Genomic DNA, 21,200 nt, shown 5'->3' with positions numbered 1-21,200 from the left:
CCGCATGTCTGAGACTCAGAGCCCGCTGCCCCGTCAGGTCGCCGACGCCTACGTCGACGAGCTCATCGCCCTCGATCCGATCACCGGTACCTACCTGGGTGTGAAAGCGAGTTCCAGCAAGCTTCCCGATACCTCGCCGGCGGGCCAGGAGGCGCTCGCGGAGCTCCAGCGGGCCACGCTCGCGAAGCTCGACGAGGCCGAGCGGCAGCCCGGCGCGGACAGCGACATCGAGCGCCGGTGCGGCCGGCTGCTGCGGGAGCGCCTGACGGCCGAACTCGCCGTGCACGAGGCCGACGAGGGTCTGCGCGCGGTCGGCAACATGGCCACTCCCGCCCACTCGATCCGCGAGGTCTTCACCGTCACCCCGACCGAGACGGCGGAGGACTGGGCGGCGATCGCCGAGCGGCTGCGGTCGGTACCGACCGCGTACGCGGGCTACCGCGAGTCCCTCGCCCTCGGTCTGGAGCGCAAGCTGTACGCGGCGCCGCGTCCGACCGCCACCTTCGTCGAGCAGCTCACCGAGTGGGCGGACACCGACGGCAACGGCCGTGGCTGGTTCGAGGACTTCGTCTCGGCGGGCCCCGAGGCGCTGCGCACGGAGCTGGACGAGGCCGCCCGCGCCGCGACCGCCTCCGTGGTGGAGCTGCGCGACTGGATGCGGGACGTGTACGCGCCGGCCATCGAGGGCGCCCCGAACACGGTGGGCCGGGAGCGGTACGCCCGCTGGGCACGCTACTTCAACGGCACGGACCTCGACCTGGACGAGGCGTACGCGTACGGCTGGTCCGAGTACCACCGGCTGCTCGCCGAGATGAAGCAGGAGGCCGAGAAGATCCTTCCCGGCGCCGGGACGCCCTGGGTGGCGCTCGCCCACCTCGACGAGCACGGCAAGCACATCGAGGGAGTCGACGAGGTCCGCGACTGGCTCCAGGGCCTGATGGACCAGGCGATCGACTCGCTCGACGGCACCCACTTCGAACTCGCCGAGCGGGTACGGAAGGTGGAGTCCTGCATCGCGCCGCCCGGTGGTGCGGCGGCGCCGTACTACACGCCTCCGTCGGAGGACTTCTCGCGTCCCGGCCGCACCTGGCTGCCGACCATGGGCCAGACCCGTTTCCCGGTCTACGACCTCGTCTCCACCTGGTACCACGAGGGCGTCCCCGGCCATCACCTCCAGCTCGCCCAGTGGGCCCATGTCGCGGAGAACCTCTCCCGCTACCAGGCCGCGGTGGGCGGGGTCAGCGCCAACGCCGAGGGCTGGGCGCTGTACGCGGAACGGCTGATGGACGAACTGGGCTTCCTCACGGACCCGGAGCAGCGGCTCGGCTACCTCGACGCGCAGATGATGCGGGCCGCCCGCGTCATCGTCGACATCGGCATGCATCTGGAGCTGGAGATCCCGGCGGACTCCCCCTTCCACCCGGGCGAGCGCTGGACCCCCGAGCTGGCGCAGGAGTTCTTCGGCGCGCACAGCAGCCGTCCGGCGGACTTCGTGGAGAGCGAACTGACCCGCTACCTCACGATCCCCGGCCAGGCGATCGGCTACAAGCTGGGCGAGCGGGCCTGGCTGCTGGGCAGGGAGAAGGCCCGCGCACGGCACGGCGACGCCTTCGACCTGAAGGCCTGGCACATGGCGGCGCTGTCGCAGGGCTCTCTGGGCCTGGACGACCTGGTGGACGAGCTGGCGCGGCTCTGACGCCCCGGATCAGGTGACCGGCTCGGACCCATGGTCCCGGTCGGTCACCGGTCGCAGCCGTTCACACGCCGGCGTCGCGCACGTGAAGGGCGCTCAGTCCGGGAGCCGGCGCAGCTGGACGAGACCCAGCCAGGTCTCCGGGCCGGGCCGTACGTTGGCGGCGCGTACCGCGTACCTGCCGGGAGCGAGCGAGACCTTCAAGTGGTCGGTGTTCACGGAGTCGTTGCCGGGCCAGGCCGCGTCGAAGAGGACGACCGGGCCGGGTACCGACCACTTCACCTCGTCCTCCCAGGCGGCCGTGGCGAGGGCGGCGGGGACTTCGGCGAGGAGTTCGTCCTCGGAGTCGGCGGCACACCACCGTACGAAAGTGCCGTGGTCGGGGAGGTAGGAGGTCGAGGCGGGCTCGTCCCCGAGGACCAGGGCGGCGGTGTCGCCGACCGGCAACAGGCCCACGCAGCCGTCCACTTCACAGGCCCGGTCGTAGTCGGAGACCGTCTCGTCGCCGTCGGCTCCCGCCCAGAACGGCAGCACCGTCTCCGGCACCGCTATGAGCGGTCCGCCGCCCGACTCCACCCACTCCACCGCGCCCGGCTCCGCGTATCGCACCATGCGCCAGAACCTACACGCACAGGAATCTCGAAGTTGCACCCGCACAGGAAACCCACCGGAATCGCCAGGACTCAGCAGCCGCAGTTCTCCGAGCCGGCCGGGGCGGTCAATGGGTCGGCGGTGCGCCGCTCACGGCCCTCCCAGGTCTCGAACTCGAAGCCCTCGCGGACCCAGTACTCGAAGCCGCCGAGCATCTCCTTGACCTGGTAGCCGAGTTCGGCGAGGGCGAGCGCGGCGCGGGTGGCGCCGTTGCAGCCCGGGCCCCAGCAGTACGTCACGACGGGCACGGACCTGTCGAGGAGTTGTCCGGCCTGCCCGGGGACGAGGGCGGTGGGCAGGTGGACCGCGCCCGGGACATGGCCCTGGTCCCAGGCGGCGGTGGAGCGGGAGTCGAGGACGACGAAGCCGGGGTCGCCGTCGGCGGCGAGCGCGGCGGCGACGTCGGACACGTCGGCGTGGAAGGCGAGACCGGCGCGGAAGTGGGCGGCGGCCTCGGCCGGGGCGGCGGGGGCCACGCGCAGCACCGGGTTCAGGGTGAGCGGGTCGGTTGTCGTCATGGCCAGAAATCTACGGTTGGCGATCGACTACCTGAAGGGGAACTCCACGGCGTGAACCTTGCTCGACCGGGGATTCCCCTGGTATTCCCCGGGCATGACCGCGTATTCCCCGGACGCCACCGACTGGCACATCCTCGACGTCCTCCAGCGGGACGGCCGGGCCAGTTTCACGGAGCTCGCCCGTGCCGTCTCGATGTCCGCGAGCGCGGTCACCGAGCGGGTGCGGCGGCTGGAGGAGGCGGGGGTCATCCAGGGGTACGCCGCGGTCGTCGACCCGGAGCGGCTGGGCCTGCCGATCCTGGCGTTCGTCCGCCTGCGGTACCCGAACGGCAACTACAAGCCCTTTCACGACCTGGTCGCCGTGACGCCCGAGATCCTGGAGGCGCACCACGTGACCGGCGACGACTGCTTCGTCATCAAGGTGGCCGCCCGCTCGATGCGTCACCTGGAGGAGGTGTCGGGCAGGATCGGCACGCTGGGCTCCGTGACCACGAGTGTCGTCTACTCCTCCCCGCTCCCCCGGCGGCCCCTGGGGCGCTGACCTCAGACTCCGCCCCGCTGTTTCAGCACCGACCCCGAGCGCCCCTTCACGACCTCCAGCTGGGCGTGGATCCGCCGGCGCAGGTCGGCCACATGGCTCACGATGCCCACGCTGCGGTCGCGTTCCCGCAGTGAGTCCAGGACGTCGAGGACCTCGTCCAGAGTCTGGTCGTCCAGGCTGCCGAAGCCCTCGTCGATGAACAGGGTGTCGAGCCGGACCCCGCCGGCCTCGTCGGTGACGACGTCCGCGAGGCCGAGGGCCAGGGCGAGGGAGGCGAAGAAGGTCTCCCCGCCCGACAGGGTCGCCGTGTCCCGCTCGCGTCCGGTCCAGGCGTCGACGACATGAAGCCCGAGTCCGCTGCGGCCGCGTCCGGTGCGGTCGTCGGAGTGGACGAGGGTGTAGCGACCGGAGGACATGCGTTGCAGGCGCGCGGTCGCTGCTGCCGCCACCTGCTCCAGGCGGGCCGCGAGCACATAGGCCTCCAGCCGCATCTTGCGTTCGTTGTCGGCGGCGGTGCCCGCGGCGAGCGCGGACAGCCGGGCCACCCGGTCGTACTCCTCGCGCAGCGGCGCCAACCGCGTGAGGCCGGTGACCGAGCGGGCGGAGAGCCGGTCGAGTTCTGCGCAGCGCCGGGCGGCCGCGTCGAGCGCGGAGGCGGCCTCGCGGACCCGGCGGCCCGCGTCGGCGGCGGCCCGCTCCGCCCGCGCCACGTCGGCGGGCGGCTGCTGGGCGGCGTCGGCGGTGTCGGTCTCGGCGAGTACGGCTCGTACGGCGGACTCCTCGGTCTGCCAGGCGTCCAGCCGGTGCTGGAGGTCGCGGTGGGCCGTCTCGTCGAGGAGGGCGGCGGCCGCGGCCTGCGGGGTGTCGAAGCCGGCCCGGAAGGCGGCATCGGCGAGCCGGGCGTCGGCGTCCTTGAGCCGCTGGGCGGTGTCCTCGGCGACACGCGCGGTGTCGGCGGCGTCGGTGAGGAGCGCGGCCTGCCGCTCCAGCTGGGCGGCGCGGGCGGCCACGCTGTCGGCGGCACCGCGCGCTTCGGTCAACTCCCCTTCCAGGGCGGCGCGTTCCCGGTCCAGGGCGTCCCGGCGGGCGCCACGGGACGCGGTGCGCACGGCGGCGTCCTGCTGGACCGACAGCCGCTGTTCGCGCTCCCGCTCGGCCTGCCGCAGCTGCTCCGTCGCCGTGTGCAGTGCCGAGGCGGCGGAGCGCGCCTGGGCGTACTCGCGCTCCAACTCGTCCGCCTGGACGGCGAGTTCCTCGGTGGAGGTGTCGCCGGCCTCACCCTGGGCGGCGGCCAGGGCCCGCTGGACGAAGGCGAGGCGCCGCTCGGCCTCGGCGCGCTGTTCGTCGGCGTGCTGCGAGGTGGCGAGGGCGCGCTCCTCGGTCTCCCGGTCGACGTGTCCGGCGTCCTTGCGAGCGGGCGCGGGGTGCTCGGTGGCGCCGCAGACCGCGCAGGGCTCGCCGGCGGTGAGCTGTGCGGCCAGCTCGGCGGCGATGCCGTTCAGCCGCTGCTCCTTGACGTCCAGCCAGTCGGCGCGGGCCTTCAGCGCGCGGTCCGTCGCGTCGATGACCTGCTGCTGAGCGTCGTCGGTGTCCCGGGCGAACTGGTCGCGCTGGCGTGCGGCGGCGAGCCGCTTGCGGGCGGGCTCCCGCTGCACGGCCAGCTGTTCGGCGCGGGTGGCCGCCTCCTGGGCCGACTCGACGGCGTGCTGAAGGGCGGTGCGGGTCTCCTCCCACCCGGCCAGCCATGCCTCGGCCTCCTGGAGTACCTCCTCGTCGGAGCGCTCCTGGCGGTCCAGATCGGCGCGCTCCGCGACGAGTTCGGCCAGACGCTGTTCGGCGCGCCGGGCCGAGTCCAGGCCGCCCAGCTCCTCGGCCGCCCGGCGTGCGGCGGCGGCGAGTCCGGCGGCGCCCGCCCCCGCGAAGGTGTCCGGCAGCAGTCCACGCGCGCGTGCCTCGGCCACGGCCGCCGTGCGGTGCTCCGCCTCCGCCGCCTCCCGCAGCTCCAGTGCGGGCGCCACCGCCTCCGCCTTGCGGGACCGCTCCATCCTGGCCTGCGCCTGGTGGTAGCCGTCGGCGCGCTCCTCGAGCAGCGCGGCCCGCTCGCGCGCCTGGGCGAACCGGCGTTGCAGCCGGTCGACTTCGCGTACGTCGGCCAGGGCGCGCTCGGCGGCGGCCTGGGCGGACTCCGCGGCCCCGAGCCCGCAATGGGCGATCGTCAGCTGCTCACGGGCGGTGCTGCGGGCCACGGCGGCCGCGGTCAGGACGGCCTCGGCGAGACCCGGCTCACCGGGCGCCAGCTCGGGCAGCTCCATCGCGTCACCGGCCGCCTGCTGCATGCGGTGCGCGTCGGCCAGCAGCGCGGCATCCCCCTCACGCACCTGCGCCTCGGCGGCACGGCGCCGCTCGGCCAGCCGCTTCTCGACCTCGGCGAACCGATGGGTGTCGAAGAGCCGCCCCAGAAGCTTGCCGCGCGCTTCGGCGTCGGCCCGCAGGAAGCGCGCGAAGTCGCCCTGGGGCAGCAGCACGACCTGGCAGAACTGTTCGCGGCTCATGCCGAGCAGCTGGGTGATCTCCTCACCGATCTCCTGGTGGGACCGGCTCAGGTCCTTCCAGACCCCCGCGGCCCCGTCGTACTCGCGCAGCCAGCTCTGCGCCTTGTCGAGCGTCGTACCGGTACCGCGCTTCTTCGGGCGCTCCCACGGCGGTTGCCGGGTGATCTCCAACCGGCGCCCGGCGACGGTGAGTTCGAGGCGGACCTCCGTGCGGGTACCCGAAGCGGCGTGATCGCTGCGCAGCGTCATGCCCTGTCCGCTCTGCCGGGCCCCGGGCACGGCGCCGTACAGCGCGTAGCACACGGCGTCGAGGACCGACGTCTTGCCCGCTCCCGTCGGGCCGTGCAGCAGGAACAGTCCCGCCGCCGACAGCTCGTCGAAGTCGACCGTCTGGGAGCCGCCGAACGGCCCGAAGGCCGTGATGTCCAGCCGGTGCAGCCTCACCGCGCCACCTCCCGCACGGTCTCGTCCGCGCGCACGGCGTCGAACGCGTCCCGCAGCACGCCCTGTTCACGCTCGTCGGGCCCGGCGCCGCGCACATGGGCCACGAAGTCCTCGGCGATCTCCTGGTCGCTGCGCCCGGCCAGCCGCCGGGCGTACGACACATCGGGGTCGTCCGGGGTCCGCTCGGGGTCGAACACGAGGCTGAGCGTGTGCGGGAAGCGCTCACAGAGCCGGGCCATGGGTTCCGCCGGGCGGACCGGGTCGGTGAGGGTCGCCTCGACCCAGGCCTCCTCCTGAGGCACCAGCCGCGGGTCGGCGAGGAGCTCCTCCAGCGTCCCCCGGATCCGGGCCAGCGCCCGCGGCACCGGGCAGTCGACCCGCTCGGCGGTGACCGCGCCCACCGCGTCCAGGTCGACCAGCCACATGCTCTTGCGGTGGTCGGTCTCCGAGAAGGAGTACGGCAGCGGGGAGCCGGAGTAACGCACCCGCTCGGTGATGGTCTGGCTGCCGTGCAGATGCCCGAGGGCCGCGTAGTCGACCCCGTCGAAGACCCCGGCGGGCACGGCGGCCACCCCGCCCACGGTGATGTCCCGCTCGCTGTCGCTGGCCTCGCCGCCGGTGACGAAGGCATGGGCGAGGACGACGGACCGCGTCCCCCGCGCGCGCGTCGCGAGGTCGGCGCGGACGCGGTCCATGGCGGCGGCGAGCACGGTCTCGTGGCCCGCCTTCTCCACGCCGAACTGGTCCTTCACCAGGGCGGGTTCGAGATACGGCAGCCCGTAGAAGGCCACGTCCCCGTGGACATCGGAGAGGACCACGGGAGTCCCGCACGCCGCCGGGTCGGTCCGCAGATGGATGCCGGCGCGTCCGATCAGCCCCGCGCCGACACCCAGGCGGCGGGCGGAGTCGTGATTCCCGGAGATCATCACCGTCGGCACGCCGAGGTCGGCGAGCCGGTGCAGGGCGGCGTCGAACAGCTCGACCGCGGCGAGCGGCGGCACCGCACGGTCGTACACGTCTCCCGACACGACCACCGCGTCCACCCCGTGCTCCCGCACGGTCCTGACGAGGTGACCGATGAACTCGGCCTGGGCCCCGAGCATGTTGACCCGGTGGAACGCCCGGCCGAGATGCCAGTCGGAAGTGTGCAGCAATTTCATGAAATCGCCCCGCCCTGCACGTTTACCCCTACTGCGCCTCAGAAACCAGCACGAACCAGCACAGGCTCGCCATCAACGCTCGCCACGCTAACGCATGTCGCCCCCTGATCCGCCCCTCACCTCAGATCACCCTGGTAAGTGAAAGTCCTTTCCCGATGCCGCCGATCCTTCTTGCATCGCTGAAAGACGCCGGCCGCAGCCGCACGCCGTGCTCGTCTGCGCTCTCAGAACCTGGCGAATCGCGTATCGAGGCAGTCCTGGCACATCTCCGCTTCGTCCAAAGCGAAGACAGCGGTCCTGCCACATTCAGAGCAGTCGTGCAGGGGAGTGTCACCGCCATCCGTCACCACCGAGTAGTAGCTGGTGCCGGCGAACTCCCGCGCGGCATCGGAGCCGCTGCCCTACCGACGTCCACGGATCTCCCTCTGGAGAACGGGAGTTCCTCTGTCTCGCGACAAGGCCGGACTGCTTCAGCCGTAAGGTCGTCGGCTGGTCCATCGCCGACCACATGCGCACCGGCCTGGTCGCCGACGCACTGCGGATGGCGGCCTCGACCCGTGGCTGCCTGGACGGCGCCGTGTTCCACTCCGACCACGGGGCCCAGTACGGGTCCCATGCCTTCGCCGGCCTCTGCAACCAGCTCGGGGTCACCCGGTCGAAGAGCGCGGACCTTACCTGCGGCCACCCCCTTCGGGCCGAGCGACCAGCTGATAGGCCCCCGGAACGGACCCGTCTGCCCTCGCGAGCCAGGGCGGAAGCAGCCAGGCTGGTTATGAGGCCGCCCGGCGACGCATACGCCGGGGGAGGGAGCTGATCACCATGACGACTCCAGTTGCATTCCACAACCGACCGGTCCAGGTGAACGCGCGTATCGACTCGCCACTGTCCCGATGGCTGTGGCTCGTGAAGTGGCTCCTCGCCATTCCGCACTACGTGGTGCTGTTCTTCCTCTGGATCGCTTTCACCGTGGTGACCGTGATCGCGTTCTTCGCCATCCTGTTCACCGAGCGCTATCCCCGTGCCCTGTTCGACTTCAACCTAGGAGTGCTGCGCTGGAGTTGGCGGGTCTCGTACTACTCGTACGACGCCCTGGGCACCGACCGGTATCCGCCGTTCAGCCTGCGTGAGGAACCGGACTACCCGGCACGGCTGGACATCGCCTACCCGGAACGGCTCTCCCGCGGCCTGGTGCTGGTGAAGTGGTGGCTCCTGGCAATCCCGCACTACATGGTCATCGGCTTCTTCCTCGGCGGCGCCCACCTCGGCTGGTGGTCCGGTGGCCTGATCGCCCTGCTGACGGTCATCGCGGCCGTGATCCTGGCCTTCACCGAGAAGTATCCAAAGGATCTGTTCGACCTGATCATCGGCCTCAACCGGTGGGTTCTGCGCGTCACCGCCTACGCCACCCTCATGACGGACAAGTACCCACCGTTCCGCCTGGACCAAGGTGGCTCGGAGACGACCGCTCCGGATGAGTGGACGTGATCACCGCGCTGGCACCACCTGGTCCACCCCACGGACGGACGCCTCGGCGAAGGCGACGACGCCACAGCAGCCGATTCCCGTAGCTGCGCACGCGGAAGGGGCCCGTCTGCGCCACCTCTCACTCCGCCGGACCGACAGCGTCCTTCAGCTCACCAGGGAGGCGGAGCATCTGGGGGTCAGCCGAAGAACACGTCGAACTCGGCGTAGAGCGACGGATCGACCTTCTTGGTCGTCTCGGTGGCATCGGCGAGCGGAATCCGCTCGATCTGCGTGCCGTGCAGGGCCACCATCTTGCCGAAGTCACCGTCCTTGACCGCGTCGACGGCATGCAGCCCGAAGCGCGTGGCCAGCCACCGGTCGAAGGCGCTCGGAGTCCCGCCGCGCTGGACGTGCCCCAGGACCGTGGTGCGAGCATCCGTGCCCGTGCGTTCCGAGATCTCCCGGGCCAGCCACTCGCCGATGCCGGACAGCCGCACATGGCCGAACTCGTCCAACGCCTGGTCCTTGAGCATCATCTGTCCCTCATGGGGGACAGCCCCCTCCGCCACCACGACGATCGGCGCATAGTTGATCTCAAACCGGCTCTGCACCCACGCACAGACCTGATCGATATCGAAGGGCTGCTCCGGGATGAGGATCGCGTTGGCGCCGCCCGCGATGCCGGCATGCAGCGCGATCCACCCGGAGTGCCGTCCCATCACCTCGACCACCAGGGTGCGCATGTGCGACTCGGCGGTCGTGTGGAGGCGGTCGATGGCCTCGGTCGCGATGCCGACGGCGGTGTCGAAGCCGAAGGTGTAGTCGGTGCCGGACACGTCGTTGTCGATGGTCTTCGGTACGCCGACCAGATTGATCCCCTGACGGCTCAGCTCGGTGGCGACACCGAGCGTGTCCTCGCCCCCGATCACGATGAGCGCGTCCACGTTGTGCGCTGCAAGGGTGTCCTGCATACGCCGCAGGCCGTCCTCGTGCTTGAACGGGTTGGTGCGGGAGGAGCCGAGAATGGTGCCGCCGCGGGGAAGGATTCCGCGCACGCTGGGGATGTCGAGCGGCATCACCTTGTCCTGGAGCGCGCCGAGCCAGCCGTCTCGCACACCGACGAAGTCAATGGCGTACTCCTGGATGCCCTTGCGGACGACGCTGCGGATCACAGCGTTGAGGCCGGGACAGTCACCGCCGCCGGTCAGCACTCCAACCCTCATGACTTCCTCCCAGCAGCTGGTACCCGACCCGGTGGCAGCCTTCCCGGCGATCGAAACAGCTTCCGGCACATCGATCACCTCCCTCCAGCCTCCCTCCATTCGGCCCGCAGTGACCACTCGGCCTACGCACGATCCAGACGGCTCGCTCGTCGCCTCGGAAAAGGCGAACTCAGCGGCGCTCTCGAGGCTCGATGGTGAGCCGTCCATCCCACGACAACCGGGTCCGCATCCAAGACCAACCACTACCGCTCCGACGGCGACAGCCCCGACTGGGTTGGCCGCATCACCACGGGTGAGTACGACCGGCCCTTATGCCCGAAAAGTGCAACTAGGCGTCCCCGTACGCCTCTCCCCCGAGCTCGAACCCCGCCGTCCCCGCGGTCACGTCCGCCAGCCATCCCCGGAACGCCTCCACGTCGGCTTCCGGCAAGCCGATCTCGATCGTGACCGCCTCGCCGTACCGCACGTCCCGCACCTCGCGTCCGGTCGAGCGCAGGTCGTTCTGCACCTTGCCGGCGCGCTGGTGGTCGACGGTTACCGTGGCGAGGCGGAACCGGCGGCGGGTGAGGGTGCCCACCGCGTCCAGGGCCTCGCCGACCGCGCCGCCGTACGCCCTGATGAGTCCGCCCGCGCCGAGCTTGACGCCGCCGTAGTAGCGGGTGACGACGGCGACGACGTACCGCATGTCGCGGCGCAGCAGCATCTGGAGCATGGGGACGCCCGCGGTGCCGCCGGGTTCGCCGTCGTCGCTCGCCTTCTGGATCGCGGCATCGGCGCCGATGACGTACGCGAAGCAGTTGTGGGTGGCGTCGGCGTGCTCCTTGCGGACGGACGCGATGAAGTCCTGGGCCTCCTTCTCGGTGGCCGCCGGGGCGAGGGCGCACAGGAAGCGGGAGCGGTTGACCTCGGTCTCGTGCACACCCGCATGGGCCACTGTGCGGTACTCGTCCTGCATCCGGTCAGCCTAATCCGTCGGTGAGGGCGTCCCGACGGGCCGGCTCATCGCAGCTTGCCCCGCGGCACCATCACGGACGTGAGCAGCGCCGTCCCCGGCTCCAGGGCCCGCCAGGACGTGCCGTGCCAGGCCAGCACCGCGATCGCCGAGGTCGGGAACTTCACCCGCACCTCGTCCAGCGCGTCGTCGAGGCCGTCCCCGGCCAGCGTGAGGACGAGTTCCTCCAGACCGGGGTTGTGTCCGACGAGGAGCAGCGTCACGACCTGGGGAGGTGTCTCGTGCACGGCCGCCAGCAGTTCCGGTACGTCGGCCCCGTACAGCTGCGGGTCGAGGCGTACCGGCGGTGGGGTGCTCCACTGGGCGGACGCCAGTTCCCAGGTCTGCCGGGCGCGTACGGCGGTGGAGCACAGGGCGAGGTCGGGAAGCAGGTCGGAGGCAGCGAGCGCACGGCCCGCCTCGGGCGCGTCCCGGCGGCCGCGGGGTCCCAGCGGGCGGTCGTGGTCGGCGACGCCCTCGGGCCAGGCGGACTTGGCATGCCTCAGCACGACCAGACGGCGCAGCGGGCCCGCTCCGGTGTGCGCGGTCATGCCGGGGATCCCAGGTCGCGGGTGAGTTCGAGTCCGAGCAGCCGGTCCGCGTGGGCGTACGTCTCGAAGCGGGCGCCCTCCGGCAGGTCCGACTCCTCGACCCACCGCAGCACCCTCAACACCTCGGGTACGTCCAGGTCGTCCTCCCAGGCGGTACGGAGCCGTCCGCGGACCTCGTCGGGGACGGGCCGTGACGGATGCCGTGCCCAGGCGGCGACCGCCCGGCGCCAGCGCACGAGGGTGTCGTGGGCCTCGCCCAGGGTTGCCTCGTCGAGCCGTGCGGGCGTGCTCCGGGGCGGCACCAGCAGGGCGAGGCGGACCACGGCGGGGTCGGCGCCCTGCGGAAGGTCCGGCGTCTCGACGGGCGCGACGGCGACCCGTACGCCGTCCGGGGCCGCACCGCCCTCTCCCACCACGTGGACGACCTGGGACTCGCCCCACCCGGGGCCGACGTCCCGGCGGTCCTCGAAGGGCCGGATGCCCAGGGCGGCGGCGCCCGCGTGCAGCTCCGCCTGTTCGCGGTCGCCGGTGAGCAGCGCCCACACGGGCGTGCCGCCGATTTCCAGGGCCCTGACGAGGAGATCGGCGACGAGCAGGACTCGGAGGGCGGAGAGGTCGTAGCCCCGTACATGGGCCTCGACTCGGGTCAGGCCCCTGCGGGCGGGGACGGCGTCCACGGGCCGGCCGGTTCGGGCGTCGGTGATGCGCAGCACGGGGCGAGCGTAGGCGGACGGAGGGCTCCGCGCAGGTGACTGACCGGTATTCCGGACATCGGTACGGGATTCAACCAACCGCGCCCGCCCGGGAGGGCCTCGTAGACGCCCTCCCGTCCCCGCCGGCCGGAATCAACCGCGCCCGCCGGCTGTTTGTGAGCACAGCAGTCCCCGCATCCAGAGCAAGGAGCCGAGCGTGTACGGCGACTCAGCAACTGTCCGCAGGATCCTCACCGAGCTCGGCGACACCTGGGCGATCGTGGGCCTGTCGTCGACCCAGCGGCGCGCTGCCTACGGGGTCGCCGAGGTGCTCCAGCGCCACGGCAAGCGGATCGTGCCGGTCCACCCCAAGGCGGAGACGGTGCACGGCGAGCAGGGGTACGCCTCCCTCGCGGAGATCCCCTTCGACGTGGACGTGGTCGATGTGTTCGTCAACAGCGACCTCGCGGGAGCGGTCGCCGACGAGGCCGTGGCCAAGGGCGCGAAGGCCGTCTGGTTCCAGTTGGACGTCGTCGACGAGACGGCCTACGACCGCACCCGCGCCGCCGGCCTCGACATGGTCATGGACCGGTGCCCGGCGATCGAGATCCCCCGCCTGCGCTGATGTCCTTCCCGAATTCCTGAACCACTCGCAGGGAGACGGCGCCGAAAAGGCGGTCGTCACGGCAGGCCCCGCAGCGATCATCTCGTGGATCATCGGCGCGGTCGCCATCGTCCTGCCGGCCCTGGTGCACGCCGAACTCGGCGGCGGGCAACCTCAGGCTCGGTCCCATCGGCGCCGTCATCTACGTCCTGCTGCAGCTGGTGTTCATCGTCGCCCTCCCGCACTCCGCCTTCGCCCACGGCTGGGCGAAGCTGAACTTCGAGGGAATCAGCGGACCCTGGGCCTGTGGTGGGACATGCAGGTCGTCACCGCCTTCTCGCTGGTGATCTACTACTGGGCCAGGGCGACCGCCTCCCGACCCGAGGACATCGAGCGGAGCATCGACGAGGTCGTCGTCACCGAGGCCCCCGCGCACTGAGGAAACAGTCCGGACGGGGCGCCTCCGCGTGTGGAGGCGCCCCGGCACCACTCCCGCCCTCCCCAGGGCACCGACATAATGTGCGGGTGACCTCCGCCTCCCCCTCCAACTCCGGTGCCCCACAGCGCTTTCCGGTCGTCGTCGTCGGCGCCGGACCCGCCGGACTCACCATCGGCAACATCCTCCGGGCCGAGGGTGTGGACTGCCTCGTGCTGGAGGTGGAGACCCGCGAGTTCATCGAGCAGCGGCCGCGCGCGGGCGTCATCGAGGAGTGGGCCGTACGCGGTCTGGAGCGGCGCGGCCTCGCCGACACCCTGCTGGAGCGCGCCCAGTTGCACACCGAGTGCGAGTTCCGCTTCGCCGGCGAGCGCTTCCGCTTCGCCTACGGCGAGCTGACGGGACAGCACCACTTCGTGTATCCGCAGCCGCTGCTGGTGACGGACCTGGTGCGCGAGTACGCCGACGTACGGGGCGGCGAGATCCGCTTCGGCGTGCGGGACATCCAGCTGCACGACCTGGAGACACCCCGGCCGTCCGTGTCGTACACCGATGCCGGCACGGGTGAACGACAGCTGGTCAATTGCGAGTTCGTGGCGGGCTGCGACGGGGCCCGCGGGGCGACCCGCACCGTCCTGCCCGAGACCACGAACATCGCCCGGCACGACTACGGCATCGGCTGGCTGGCGCTGCTCGCCGAAGCGCCGCCGTCCTCCGACTGCGTCCTGTTCGGCATCCACCCGAGCGGCTTCGCCGGGCACATGGCCCGCAGCCCCGAGGTCACCCGCTACTACTTGGAGTGCCCGCCCGGCGACGACCCCGAGAACTGGTCCCACGACCGCGTCTGGGCCGAACTCCAGCAGCGCCTTGCCGCGGACGGCACCCCGCCGCTCACCGAAGGCCGGCTGATCGAGAAGCGCGTGCTCGACATGCACAACTACGTGGTCGAGCCCATGACGTTCGGCAGGCTCTTCCTCGCCGGGGACTCCGCCCACCTCACCGCACCCATAGCCGCGAAGGGCATGAACCTCGCCCTGCACGACGCGTTCCTGCTCGGCGACGCGCTCGTCGCCTACCTCGGCAAGGGCGACGGCAGCGGCCTGGACGGTTACTCGGAGGCCTGTCTGCGGCGCGTGTGGGACTACCAGGAGTTCTCGCAGTGGCTCTCCGAGGTCTACCACGGCACCTCGTCGGGCGACGAGTACCGCGCGGGCACCACCTTCGCCCGCCTCCGCCGCCTGTTCACCTCACCTGCCGCCGCCGCGGCCTTCGCGGAGCAGTATCTCGGTACGGCGGCCACGTACTGACTCTCAGCCGTGCTGACCTCTCAGCCGTACTGACCTCTCAGTCGTGCACCGGCCGGTCGCTGAGCCGGTGGTCGGCCACGTTCAGGGCCTCGTCGACGAGACGGCGCAGGTGCCCGTCACGCAGTGCGTAGATCACCCGGCGCCCCTCCTTGCGCGTGTTCACCAGCCCGGCCAGCCTGAGCCGCGCCAGGTGCTGGCTGACGGCGGGCCGGGCCGCCCCGCACGCCTCCGTGAGGGTCGTGACGTCGGCCTCTCCCCCGGTCAGGGCGTGGAGGAGGGTGAGGCGAGTGCGGTCGCCGAGGAGAGCGAGGATCTCGGCGGCCAGGGCGAACTGTTCCTCGCCGGGGGTGCGCGGGTGCGCATCGTGTGCAGTTGATAGGTGCATGCGTGCGCTCATACGCACATAATGGCTCCGTGGGCGCGGTACGTCCACCACCGCGCGCACCGGAAGGGGTAACCACGTGAGCAACCACGAGCACGGTCACGGTCACGGCCAGGACCACGGCCACGGCCACGGCCATCCGCATGGGCACGAGCACGGACGCCACGGCTTCCGCCATCGCCTGGCGCACGTCCTCACCCCCCACTCCCATGAGACCGCCGACAAACTCGACTCCGCCCTGGAGTCCTCCGCCCGTGGCATGCGCGCCCTGTGGGTCTCGCTGGCGGTGCTGGGTGTCACGGCTCTGATGCAGGCGGTCGTCGTGGCCGTGTCCGGGTCCGTCGCGCTGCTCGGCGACACGGTGCACAACGCGGCGGACGCGCTGACCGCCGTACCGCTGGGCATCGCCTTCGTGCTGGGCCGGCGTGCGGCCACCCGCCGTTTCACGTACGGCTACGGCCGGGCCGAGGATCTCGCGGGCATCGTGATCGTGCTGACGATCGCCGCGAGCGCGGCCTTCGCGGGGTGGGCGGCCATCGACCGGCTGCTCGATCCGCGTCCCGTGGCACACGTCCCGGCGGTCGCGGCGGCCGCGCTGGTGGGCTTCGCGGGCAACGAGTGGGTCGCCCGCTACCGCATCCGGGTGGGCCGGGACATCGGATCGGCCGCACTGGTGGCGGACGGACTGCACGCCCGCACCGACGGGTTCACCTCACTGGCCGTGCTCATCGGGGCCGGCGGCTCGGCCCTGGGCTGGCAACTCGCCGATCCGATCGTCGGCTTGGCGATCACGGCCGCGATCACAGTGGTGCTGCGGGACGCGGCACGCGAGGTGTTCCGGCGCGTGCTGGACGCCGTCGACCCGGAGCTCGTGGACCGGGCCGAGGGGGCGCTGCGGGAGGTCGAAGGGGTGCATGGGGTGGGCGAGTTGAGGCTGCGCTGGATCGGGCACCGGCTGCGGGCGGAGGTGGCGGTCGTGGTGGACGGGGAGATGACGGTGCGCCAGTCGCACGCGGTCGCCGTCCAGGCCGAGCACGCCCTGTTGCACGCGGTCCCGCGCCTCACGGCAGCCCTGGTCCACGCCGACCCGGCCCCGGTCCCGGGCGAAGCGGACCCCCATCACGCGCTGGCCCACCACGCACCGGCCTGAGAGCAGGGGCCCCGGCCCAAGGCCAGCACCCACCGGCCCAAGGCGAGGCCCCACCGGCTCGAGGCCAGACCCGTCCGAGACCGGGACCCTCCAGCGCGAGATCGGGCCCGGCCCGGGACCAGAACCCCTCGGGCCCCAGCCCAGGATCCTCCGACCCGAGGCCAGCACCCACCGACCCGAGGCCAGACCCGTCCGAGACCAGGACCCTCCAGCGCGAGATCGGGCCCGGTCCGGGTCAGAACCCCCCGGCCCCGAGCCCAGGATCCTCCGGCCTGGCCAGGACCTCTCCGGTCCGAGACAAGAGCTCACCGGCGTGGCCGCCGCCGAGCGCTCCGTCGCGGCGCGCACCTCGCGCAGGCGCCCGATGCCAAGGCTCCCCGGTCCCAAGGTCACAACCCTCCCGCCCGAGATCGGGACCCCTCCGGCCCGGGACGAGGCTCCCGGCCCGAGGCCAGAACCGCTCGGGCCGGGGCCTGCGCCCCCTCCAGCCCGACATCAGATCCGCCCAAGGCCAGGACCCACCGGCCCGAGGCCACGACGCTACGGCACCGGTCAGGCGATGCCGAGTCCCTCCAGCACCACCGCGCCCGACAGTTCCGCGAACGCCTTCCCCGGTACCAGCAGCTTCCCCCGTCGCCGCCCGCTGCCGACCAGGACGTACGGCAGGTCGACCACGGCCGAGTCGACCAACAGCGGCCAGTCGCCGGGGAGTCCGATCGGGGTGATGCCGCCGTACTCCATGCCGGTCTCCCCCGTAGCCGTGTCCATCGAGGCGAACGAGGCCTTGCGGGCGCCGAGTTGGCGGCGGACGACTCCGTTGACGTCGACCCGGGTGGTGGAGAGCACCACGCACGCGGCGAGGGTGCTCTCGCCACCGCGCTTGCCCGCGACAACCACGCAGTTGGCCGACTGCTCGAGGAGCTCCCGGCCGTAGTGCTCGACGAAGACCGCGGTGTCGGCCCACTGCGGGTCGGTGTCGACGTACACGATCTGCTCGGCGGGGACGCTGCCGCTCCAGTGGCGTACGGCGTCGGCGACCGGGCGGGTCAGCTCGTCGAGGACGGCGGGGGCGGGGGTGGCGTGGTCGAAGTGTCCGATGGGTGCGTCCATGGCGGCACGTTAACAGCCGCTCACGGCACGGCCGGCACCGAGACGGCCAGCATCCACTGCGCGGGAACGTCGCCCTGATTGGCGTACACATGCTCGGCGTTGGCCTCGAAGGTGACGCTCGCCCCTGCGGGGACCCGGTGCTCGACGCCGTCGACGGTCAGGGTCATCTCGCCCTCCGTGACGTGCAGGATCTCGACCGTCCCGGCGGGGTGCGGATCCGACCGGCTGGACTCGCCCGGCATCATCCGCCACTCCCACATCTCCAGCGGGCCGGGTGCCTCCGCGCCCGCGAGCAGCCTGCTCCAGCTGCCCGCGTCCGTGCTCCACAGCCGCACCACCTGCTCCGGCGGGACGATCCGCACCTTCGGCCCCTGCTCGTAGTCGAGCAGCGTGGTGATGCTGATGCCGAGCGCGTCGCCGATCTTCACGACCGTGCCGAGGCTGGGGTTGGTGCGGGCCTGCTCGATCTGGATCAGCATGCCGCGGCTGACCCCGGCTCGGGCGGCGAGCGCGTCCAGGGTGAAGCCGCGCTCGGTCCGCCAGCGCTTGACGTTGCGCGCCAAGGACTGGGTCAGCAGGTCGAGGTCCGACACGTCACGTCCAATATTCTGTATGACACAGTGCAACTGAATGAACTACGGTGGGGTGTACCCGATCGTTCACCGAACTGTACTGCGAGGCGACCCGTGACAGCATTCTTCGCCCTGGCCACCAGCCTGTTGTGGGGCCTGGCCGACTTCGGCGGCGGGGTGCTGACCCGACGGCTCCCGGCGCTCACGGTGGTGGTGGTCTCGCAGGCGATCGCCGCGGCCGTGCTCGGCGCGGTCGTGGTGGCGACGGGCGGCTGGAGCGAGGCGGGGCCCCGGCTGTGGTTCGCGTTCGCCGCGGGTCTGGCCGGGCCGGTCGCCCTGATCTGCTTCTACAAGGCGCTCGCGCTGGGCCCGATGGGTGTCGTCTCCCCGCTGGGCACGCTGAGCGTGGCTGTCCCGGTCAGCGTGGGCCTCTTCCTCGGCGAGCGTCCCGGGCTCACGCAGGCCGCGGGCATCGCGGTGGCCGTCACGGGAGTGATCCTGGCGGGCGGCCCCCAGTTGCGCGGGGCGCCGGTGCAACGCCGGGCGATCGTCCTCACGCTGATCGCGGCCCTCGGCTTCGGCACGGTGTTCGCCCTCATCGCGGAGGCGTCCACGACCGTCACCGGCCTGTTCCTGGCCCTGTTCGTGCAGCGTCTGGTCAACGTGGCGGTGGGCGGGGCGGCCTTGTACGTCTCGGTGAAACGGGGCACGCCCGCGCTCCCGACGACCGGCTTCCCCTGGTCCTCCCTCCCCGCGCTCGCCTTCATCGGCCTCGCGGACGTGGCGGCGAACGGCACGTACTCGGTGGCCGCCCAGCACGGCCCGGTCACGGTGGCCGCCGTGCTCGCCTCGCTCTACCCGGTCGTCACGGCCCTGGCCGCCCGCGGCTTCCTCAGCGAACGCCTCCGCGCCCTCCAGGCAACGGGCGCGGGCCTGGCCCTACTCGGCACCCTGCTCCTCGCGACGGGCTAACGCCGGTCCGGGGACCCGGCGGTCACACCCCACCGCGCACGGCTCCCCAACACCCCCCGCGGCCCCAACAACGGGCAAGGCCTACCCCTGACCGGCACCCATCTCCACGCCACGGCCTGACCCCCGCCCGGCAACCCGGCGGCCACATCCCCCACCGCACACGGCTCCCCAACACCCCCCGCGCCCCAACAACGGGCAAGGCCTACCCCTGACCGGCACCCTGCTCCACGCCACGGCCTGACCCCCGCCCAGCCACCCGGCCGCCACATCCCCCACCACGCACGGCTCCCCAACACCCCCCGCGGCCCCAACAACGCATAACGGCCTGCCCCTGACCGGCACCCCGCCCCTCGCAATCGACCTGACCCCCGCCCGGCAACCCGGCCGCCACATCCCCCACCGCACACGACTCCCCAACACCCCCCGCGGCCCCAACAACGCGTAACGGCCTGCCCCTGACCGGCACCCCGCCCCTCGCCACGGCCTGACCGACGCCGGTTCGGCCCCAACGAGCTCCCGCCGCCAAATCGGCCAGGCGACTCCCACCGGCGAACCCGGCACGCCCTCAGCCCAACCCGCCCGCTGAGCCCCCGCGACTCACCGCTCCACACCACGCACGGACCGAGCGCCCACGCCCCAGCCCGCCCAACAGCCTCCCCCGACCCTCGACCCCTGCCCCAGGGGCCCGCCGCCCCCACCACAAGCAACCCGGCACACCCTCAGCCCAACTGACTCAACACGCCCCCGCCGTCCCGTCCCTCAGTCCAGTCCGGCAAGTCGCCCCGCCGTATCCTCGTCCAGCTCGGCGAGTTTCGCCGCGGTCTCCTCGTCCAGCCCGGCCAGCGCGTTGAGCTGTTCCGCCGTCGCTCCCTCGGGTATCGGTACCGGCGCCGGTGTCCTGAGCGGCGGCTGCCAGCCGTCCTCGGCGGTCCAGCGCCGTACGACCCGGGCCGGCGCCCCCGCCACCACCGCGTGGTCCGGCACCACACCCCGCACCACGGCCCCGGCGGCCACGACGACGTTCCGCCCGATCCGCGCGCCGGGCAGGATCACCGCCCCGGTCCCGATCCAGCACCCCGGCCCGATCTCCACCGGCTCCATCCGCGGCCACTGCTTGCCGATGGGCTCGTGGGGATCGTCGTAGGAGTGATTTGTCGACGTTACGTAGACATATGGCCCGAAGTAGCAGTCGCTGCCGATGGTGACCGTGGTGTCGGCGATGACATGGCTGCCGCGCCCCAGCACGACCCCGTCCCCGATGCGCAGGATCGGCTCCGGACCGAGGTCCAGGTCGGGCATCAGACCGGCCGTGAGGGTGACCTGTTCGCCGACGATGCAGTGGGAACCGACATGGATCCACGGCTCACCGAACACCGTGCCGAGCGGAAAGGCCAGCCGGGTGTGCGCACCCAGCGCGCCGAAGCGGAAGCGTCCCGGGCGGTCGGCGGTCACGGAGCCCGTGCGCTGCACCCAGGCCCAGCCCGCGTGGACGGCACGCTGGACGAGACGGCCCCGCCAGGATGAGAACGTGTTCTTACTCTTCGGCACGAGCACACCGTACTGAGCGCCCGGCGAACAGATGAGAGGGAAGGCTTGTGATCTTCGCCCCACCGGGTGGCGTACGGTTCGGGATATCACGAACCAGGAGGCGAAATGGCGCACAAGGCGTTGATCAAGGGCATCGGCGGAAAGGAACCGAAGATCGACGGGGAGGCCTTCGTGGCGCCCACCGCGTCGGTGATCGGGGACGTGACGCTGCAGGCGGGGGCGAGCCTCTGGTACGGCGCGGTGGCCCGCGGCGATGTAGAACGCATCTCAGTCGGCGCCCAGAGCAACATCCAAGACAACTGCACCCTGCATGCCGATCCCGGATTCCCGGTGACGATCGGCGAGCGGGTGTCGGTGGGGCACAACGCCGTCGTCCACGGCGCGACGGTCGAGGACGACTGCCTGATCGGCATGGGCGCGACGGTGCTGAACGGCGCGGTGATCGGGGCGGGTTCTCTCGTGGCGGCCCAGGCACTGGTACCGCAGGGCATGCGGGTACCGCCCGGTTCACTGGTGGCGGGCGTGCCCGCGAAGGTGCGGCGGGAGCTGACCGAGGAGGAGCGTCAGGGAGTCACCCTGAACGGAACGCTCTACGCGGACCTGTCCAAGGCTCACAGCGAGGTGCACGAGAAGCCGTGA

The 21,200-nt window shown here is 71.9% G+C and carries 21 protein-coding genes and 1 pseudogene; 10 read left to right on the top strand and 12 right to left on the bottom strand.

Features of this window, described 5'->3' with window-relative positions; all coding sequences use genetic code 11:
- Positions 1-4 precede the first annotated feature (4 nt).
- Positions 5-1,696, top strand: coding sequence for a DUF885 domain-containing protein (locus ACIBJB_RS19790; RefSeq protein WP_398932181.1), 1,692 nt, complete (start codon positions 5-7; stop codon positions 1,694-1,696).
- Between the two features lie 93 nt (positions 1,697-1,789).
- Here ACIBJB_RS19790 and ACIBJB_RS19785 read toward each other — a convergent pair whose 3' ends face one another.
- On the bottom strand, positions 1,790-2,305 hold the full coding sequence (locus tag ACIBJB_RS19785) for an immunity 21 family protein (RefSeq protein WP_398932179.1): 516 nt from the start codon (positions 2,303-2,305) through the stop codon (positions 1,790-1,792).
- 71 nt (positions 2,306-2,376) lie between these two features.
- Entirely contained in the window at positions 2,377-2,862 is a 486-nt protein-coding gene (locus ACIBJB_RS19780) for a rhodanese-like domain-containing protein (protein ID WP_398932177.1), read from the bottom strand.
- Positions 2,863-2,956: 94 nt separating this feature from the next.
- On the opposite strand from ACIBJB_RS19780, the gene ACIBJB_RS19775 reads away from it, so the two are divergent.
- Positions 2,957-3,403, top strand: coding sequence for an Lrp/AsnC family transcriptional regulator (locus ACIBJB_RS19775; RefSeq protein WP_398932175.1), 447 nt, complete (start codon positions 2,957-2,959; stop codon positions 3,401-3,403).
- Between the two features lie 2 nt (positions 3,404-3,405).
- Here the strand turns inward: ACIBJB_RS19775 and ACIBJB_RS19770 are convergent, their stop codons facing one another.
- Together ACIBJB_RS19770 and ACIBJB_RS19765 are read right to left on the bottom strand one after the other, a co-directional pair.
- Positions 3,406-6,399 (bottom strand): AAA family ATPase, encoded by a 2,994-nt coding sequence (locus ACIBJB_RS19770; protein ID WP_398932173.1) that lies wholly within the window; start codon positions 6,397-6,399, stop codon positions 3,406-3,408.
- The gene (locus ACIBJB_RS19765; RefSeq protein WP_398932171.1) at positions 6,396-7,559 is read right to left on the bottom strand and encodes an exonuclease SbcCD subunit D; all 1,164 of its coding nucleotides are present in this window, start codon (positions 7,557-7,559) and stop codon (positions 6,396-6,398) included. Before ACIBJB_RS19765 ends, ACIBJB_RS19770 begins: the two co-directional genes overlap by 4 nt.
- 208 nt (positions 7,560-7,767) lie before the next feature.
- Here ACIBJB_RS19765 and ACIBJB_RS19760 point away from each other — a divergent pair.
- Positions 7,768-8,226, top strand: a pseudogene (locus ACIBJB_RS19760) (DDE-type integrase/transposase/recombinase); the annotation flags it as partial.
- Positions 8,227-8,378: 152 nt separating this feature from the next.
- On the top strand, positions 8,379-9,044 hold the full coding sequence (locus ACIBJB_RS19755; protein WP_398932169.1) for a DUF4389 domain-containing protein: 666 nt from the start codon (positions 8,379-8,381) through the stop codon (positions 9,042-9,044).
- A gap of 176 nt (positions 9,045-9,220) precedes the next feature.
- Here ACIBJB_RS19755 and ACIBJB_RS19750 read toward each other — a convergent pair whose 3' ends face one another.
- From ACIBJB_RS19750 to ACIBJB_RS19735, 4 genes are all read right to left on the bottom strand, one after another.
- Positions 9,221-10,246 carry a 6-phosphofructokinase gene (locus tag ACIBJB_RS19750; RefSeq protein ID WP_398932167.1) on the bottom strand — a complete coding sequence of 342 codons (1,026 nt, stop codon included), beginning with the start codon at positions 10,244-10,246 and terminating at the stop codon, positions 9,221-9,223.
- A gap of 328 nt (positions 10,247-10,574) precedes the next feature.
- Positions 10,575-11,201, bottom strand: coding sequence for a YigZ family protein (locus ACIBJB_RS19745; RefSeq protein ID WP_398932165.1), 627 nt, complete (start codon positions 11,199-11,201; stop codon positions 10,575-10,577).
- Positions 11,202-11,245: 44 nt separating this feature from the next.
- Positions 11,246-11,788, bottom strand: a complete 543-nt coding sequence (locus ACIBJB_RS19740) for a SixA phosphatase family protein (RefSeq protein WP_398932163.1) — start codon at positions 11,786-11,788, stop codon at positions 11,246-11,248.
- Positions 11,785-12,501 carry a hypothetical protein gene (locus ACIBJB_RS19735; RefSeq protein ID WP_398932161.1) on the bottom strand — a complete coding sequence of 239 codons (717 nt, stop codon included), beginning with the start codon at positions 12,499-12,501 and terminating at the stop codon, positions 11,785-11,787. Before ACIBJB_RS19735 ends, ACIBJB_RS19740 begins: the two co-directional genes overlap by 4 nt.
- Positions 12,502-12,697: 196 nt before the next feature.
- Here ACIBJB_RS19735 and ACIBJB_RS19730 point away from each other — a divergent pair, with 196 nt between their 5' ends.
- The 3 genes from ACIBJB_RS19730 (at position 12,698) to ACIBJB_RS19720 (ending at position 14,827) form a co-directional block, all read left to right on the top strand.
- A complete protein-coding gene (locus tag ACIBJB_RS19730) occupies positions 12,698-13,105 on the top strand; it encodes a CoA-binding protein (protein ID WP_398932159.1) in 408 nt (135 codons plus the stop codon).
- 295 nt (positions 13,106-13,400) lie between these two features.
- The gene (locus ACIBJB_RS19725; protein WP_398932157.1) at positions 13,401-13,523 is read left to right on the top strand and encodes a hypothetical protein; all 123 of its coding nucleotides are present in this window, start codon (positions 13,401-13,403) and stop codon (positions 13,521-13,523) included.
- An 86-nt stretch (positions 13,524-13,609) separates the two neighbouring features.
- Positions 13,610-14,827, top strand: coding sequence for a 4-hydroxybenzoate 3-monooxygenase (locus ACIBJB_RS19720; RefSeq protein WP_398932155.1), 1,218 nt, complete (start codon positions 13,610-13,612; stop codon positions 14,825-14,827).
- A 37-nt stretch (positions 14,828-14,864) separates the two neighbouring features.
- Here the strand turns inward: ACIBJB_RS19720 and ACIBJB_RS19715 are convergent, their stop codons facing one another.
- Positions 14,865-15,224 carry a metalloregulator ArsR/SmtB family transcription factor gene (locus ACIBJB_RS19715; RefSeq protein ID WP_057610561.1) on the bottom strand — a complete coding sequence of 120 codons (360 nt, stop codon included), beginning with the start codon at positions 15,222-15,224 and terminating at the stop codon, positions 14,865-14,867.
- A 64-nt stretch (positions 15,225-15,288) separates the two neighbouring features.
- Here ACIBJB_RS19715 and ACIBJB_RS19710 point away from each other — a divergent pair, with 64 nt between their 5' ends.
- On the top strand, positions 15,289-16,359 hold the full coding sequence (locus ACIBJB_RS19710; protein WP_398932152.1) for a cation diffusion facilitator family transporter: 1,071 nt from the start codon (positions 15,289-15,291) through the stop codon (positions 16,357-16,359).
- 552 nt (positions 16,360-16,911) lie between these two features.
- Here the strand turns inward: ACIBJB_RS19710 and ACIBJB_RS19705 are convergent.
- Both ACIBJB_RS19705 and ACIBJB_RS19700 read right to left on the bottom strand, forming a co-directional pair.
- The gene (locus ACIBJB_RS19705) at positions 16,912-17,469 is read right to left on the bottom strand and encodes a YbaK/EbsC family protein (RefSeq protein ID WP_398932150.1); all 558 of its coding nucleotides are present in this window, start codon (positions 17,467-17,469) and stop codon (positions 16,912-16,914) included.
- 20 nt (positions 17,470-17,489) lie between these two features.
- On the bottom strand, positions 17,490-18,062 hold the full coding sequence (locus tag ACIBJB_RS19700) for a helix-turn-helix domain-containing protein (protein ID WP_057610558.1): 573 nt from the start codon (positions 18,060-18,062) through the stop codon (positions 17,490-17,492).
- Between the two features lie 93 nt (positions 18,063-18,155).
- Here ACIBJB_RS19700 and ACIBJB_RS19695 point away from each other — a divergent pair, with 93 nt between their 5' ends.
- Positions 18,156-19,013 carry an EamA family transporter gene (locus tag ACIBJB_RS19695; RefSeq protein WP_398932147.1) on the top strand — a complete coding sequence of 286 codons (858 nt, stop codon included), beginning with the start codon at positions 18,156-18,158 and terminating at the stop codon, positions 19,011-19,013.
- A gap of 759 nt (positions 19,014-19,772) precedes the next feature.
- On the opposite strand, the gene ACIBJB_RS19690 is transcribed toward ACIBJB_RS19695, so the two are convergent.
- Positions 19,773-20,561, bottom strand: coding sequence for an acyltransferase (locus ACIBJB_RS19690; RefSeq protein ID WP_398932145.1), 789 nt, complete (start codon positions 20,559-20,561; stop codon positions 19,773-19,775).
- 105 nt (positions 20,562-20,666) lie between these two features.
- Between ACIBJB_RS19690 and ACIBJB_RS19685 the strand changes: the two genes are divergently transcribed.
- Complete coding sequence (locus ACIBJB_RS19685; RefSeq protein ID WP_398932143.1) at positions 20,667-21,200, top strand: gamma carbonic anhydrase family protein; 534 nt, start codon at positions 20,667-20,669, stop codon at positions 21,198-21,200.

Origin of the sequence: Streptomyces sp. NPDC050759, from assembly GCF_044456945.1 — a bacterium.
Taxonomy (GTDB): domain Bacteria; phylum Actinomycetota; class Actinomycetes; order Streptomycetales; family Streptomycetaceae; genus Streptomyces.
The sequence above is the reverse complement of the archived record's forward strand: the minus strand, read 5'-3'. Positions and strand labels throughout refer to the sequence as shown.

What these genes read in the sequence shown, in the direction of transcription:
- ACIBJB_RS19715 (WP_057610561.1), bottom strand. Translation starts at nt 15,224, where the DNA reads ATGAGCGCACGCATGCACCTATCAACTGCACACGATGCGCACCCGCGC.
- ACIBJB_RS19790 (WP_398932181.1), top strand. Translation starts at nt 5, where the DNA reads ATGTCTGAGACTCAGAGCCCGCTGCCCCGTCAGGTCGCCGACGCCTAC.
- ACIBJB_RS19765 (WP_398932171.1), bottom strand. Translation starts at nt 7,559, where the DNA reads ATGAAATTGCTGCACACTTCCGACTGGCATCTCGGCCGGGCGTTCCAC.
- ACIBJB_RS19725 (WP_398932157.1), top strand. Translation starts at nt 13,401, where the DNA reads ATGCAGGTCGTCACCGCCTTCTCGCTGGTGATCTACTACTGGGCCAGG.
- ACIBJB_RS19785 (WP_398932179.1), bottom strand. Translation starts at nt 2,305, where the DNA reads ATGGTGCGATACGCGGAGCCGGGCGCGGTGGAGTGGGTGGAGTCGGGC.
- ACIBJB_RS19685 (WP_398932143.1), top strand. Translation starts at nt 20,667, where the DNA reads ATGGCGCACAAGGCGTTGATCAAGGGCATCGGCGGAAAGGAACCGAAG.
- ACIBJB_RS19750 (WP_398932167.1), bottom strand. Translation starts at nt 10,246, where the DNA reads ATGAGGGTTGGAGTGCTGACCGGCGGCGGTGACTGTCCCGGCCTCAAC.
- ACIBJB_RS19745 (WP_398932165.1), bottom strand. Translation starts at nt 11,201, where the DNA reads ATGCAGGACGAGTACCGCACAGTGGCCCATGCGGGTGTGCACGAGACC.
- ACIBJB_RS19755 (WP_398932169.1), top strand. Translation starts at nt 8,379, where the DNA reads ATGACGACTCCAGTTGCATTCCACAACCGACCGGTCCAGGTGAACGCG.
- ACIBJB_RS19780 (WP_398932177.1), bottom strand. Translation starts at nt 2,862, where the DNA reads ATGACGACAACCGACCCGCTCACCCTGAACCCGGTGCTGCGCGTGGCC.
- ACIBJB_RS19705 (WP_398932150.1), bottom strand. Translation starts at nt 17,469, where the DNA reads ATGGACGCACCCATCGGACACTTCGACCACGCCACCCCCGCCCCCGCC.
- ACIBJB_RS19740 (WP_398932163.1), bottom strand. Translation starts at nt 11,788, where the DNA reads ATGACCGCGCACACCGGAGCGGGCCCGCTGCGCCGTCTGGTCGTGCTG.
- ACIBJB_RS19775 (WP_398932175.1), top strand. Translation starts at nt 2,957, where the DNA reads ATGACCGCGTATTCCCCGGACGCCACCGACTGGCACATCCTCGACGTC.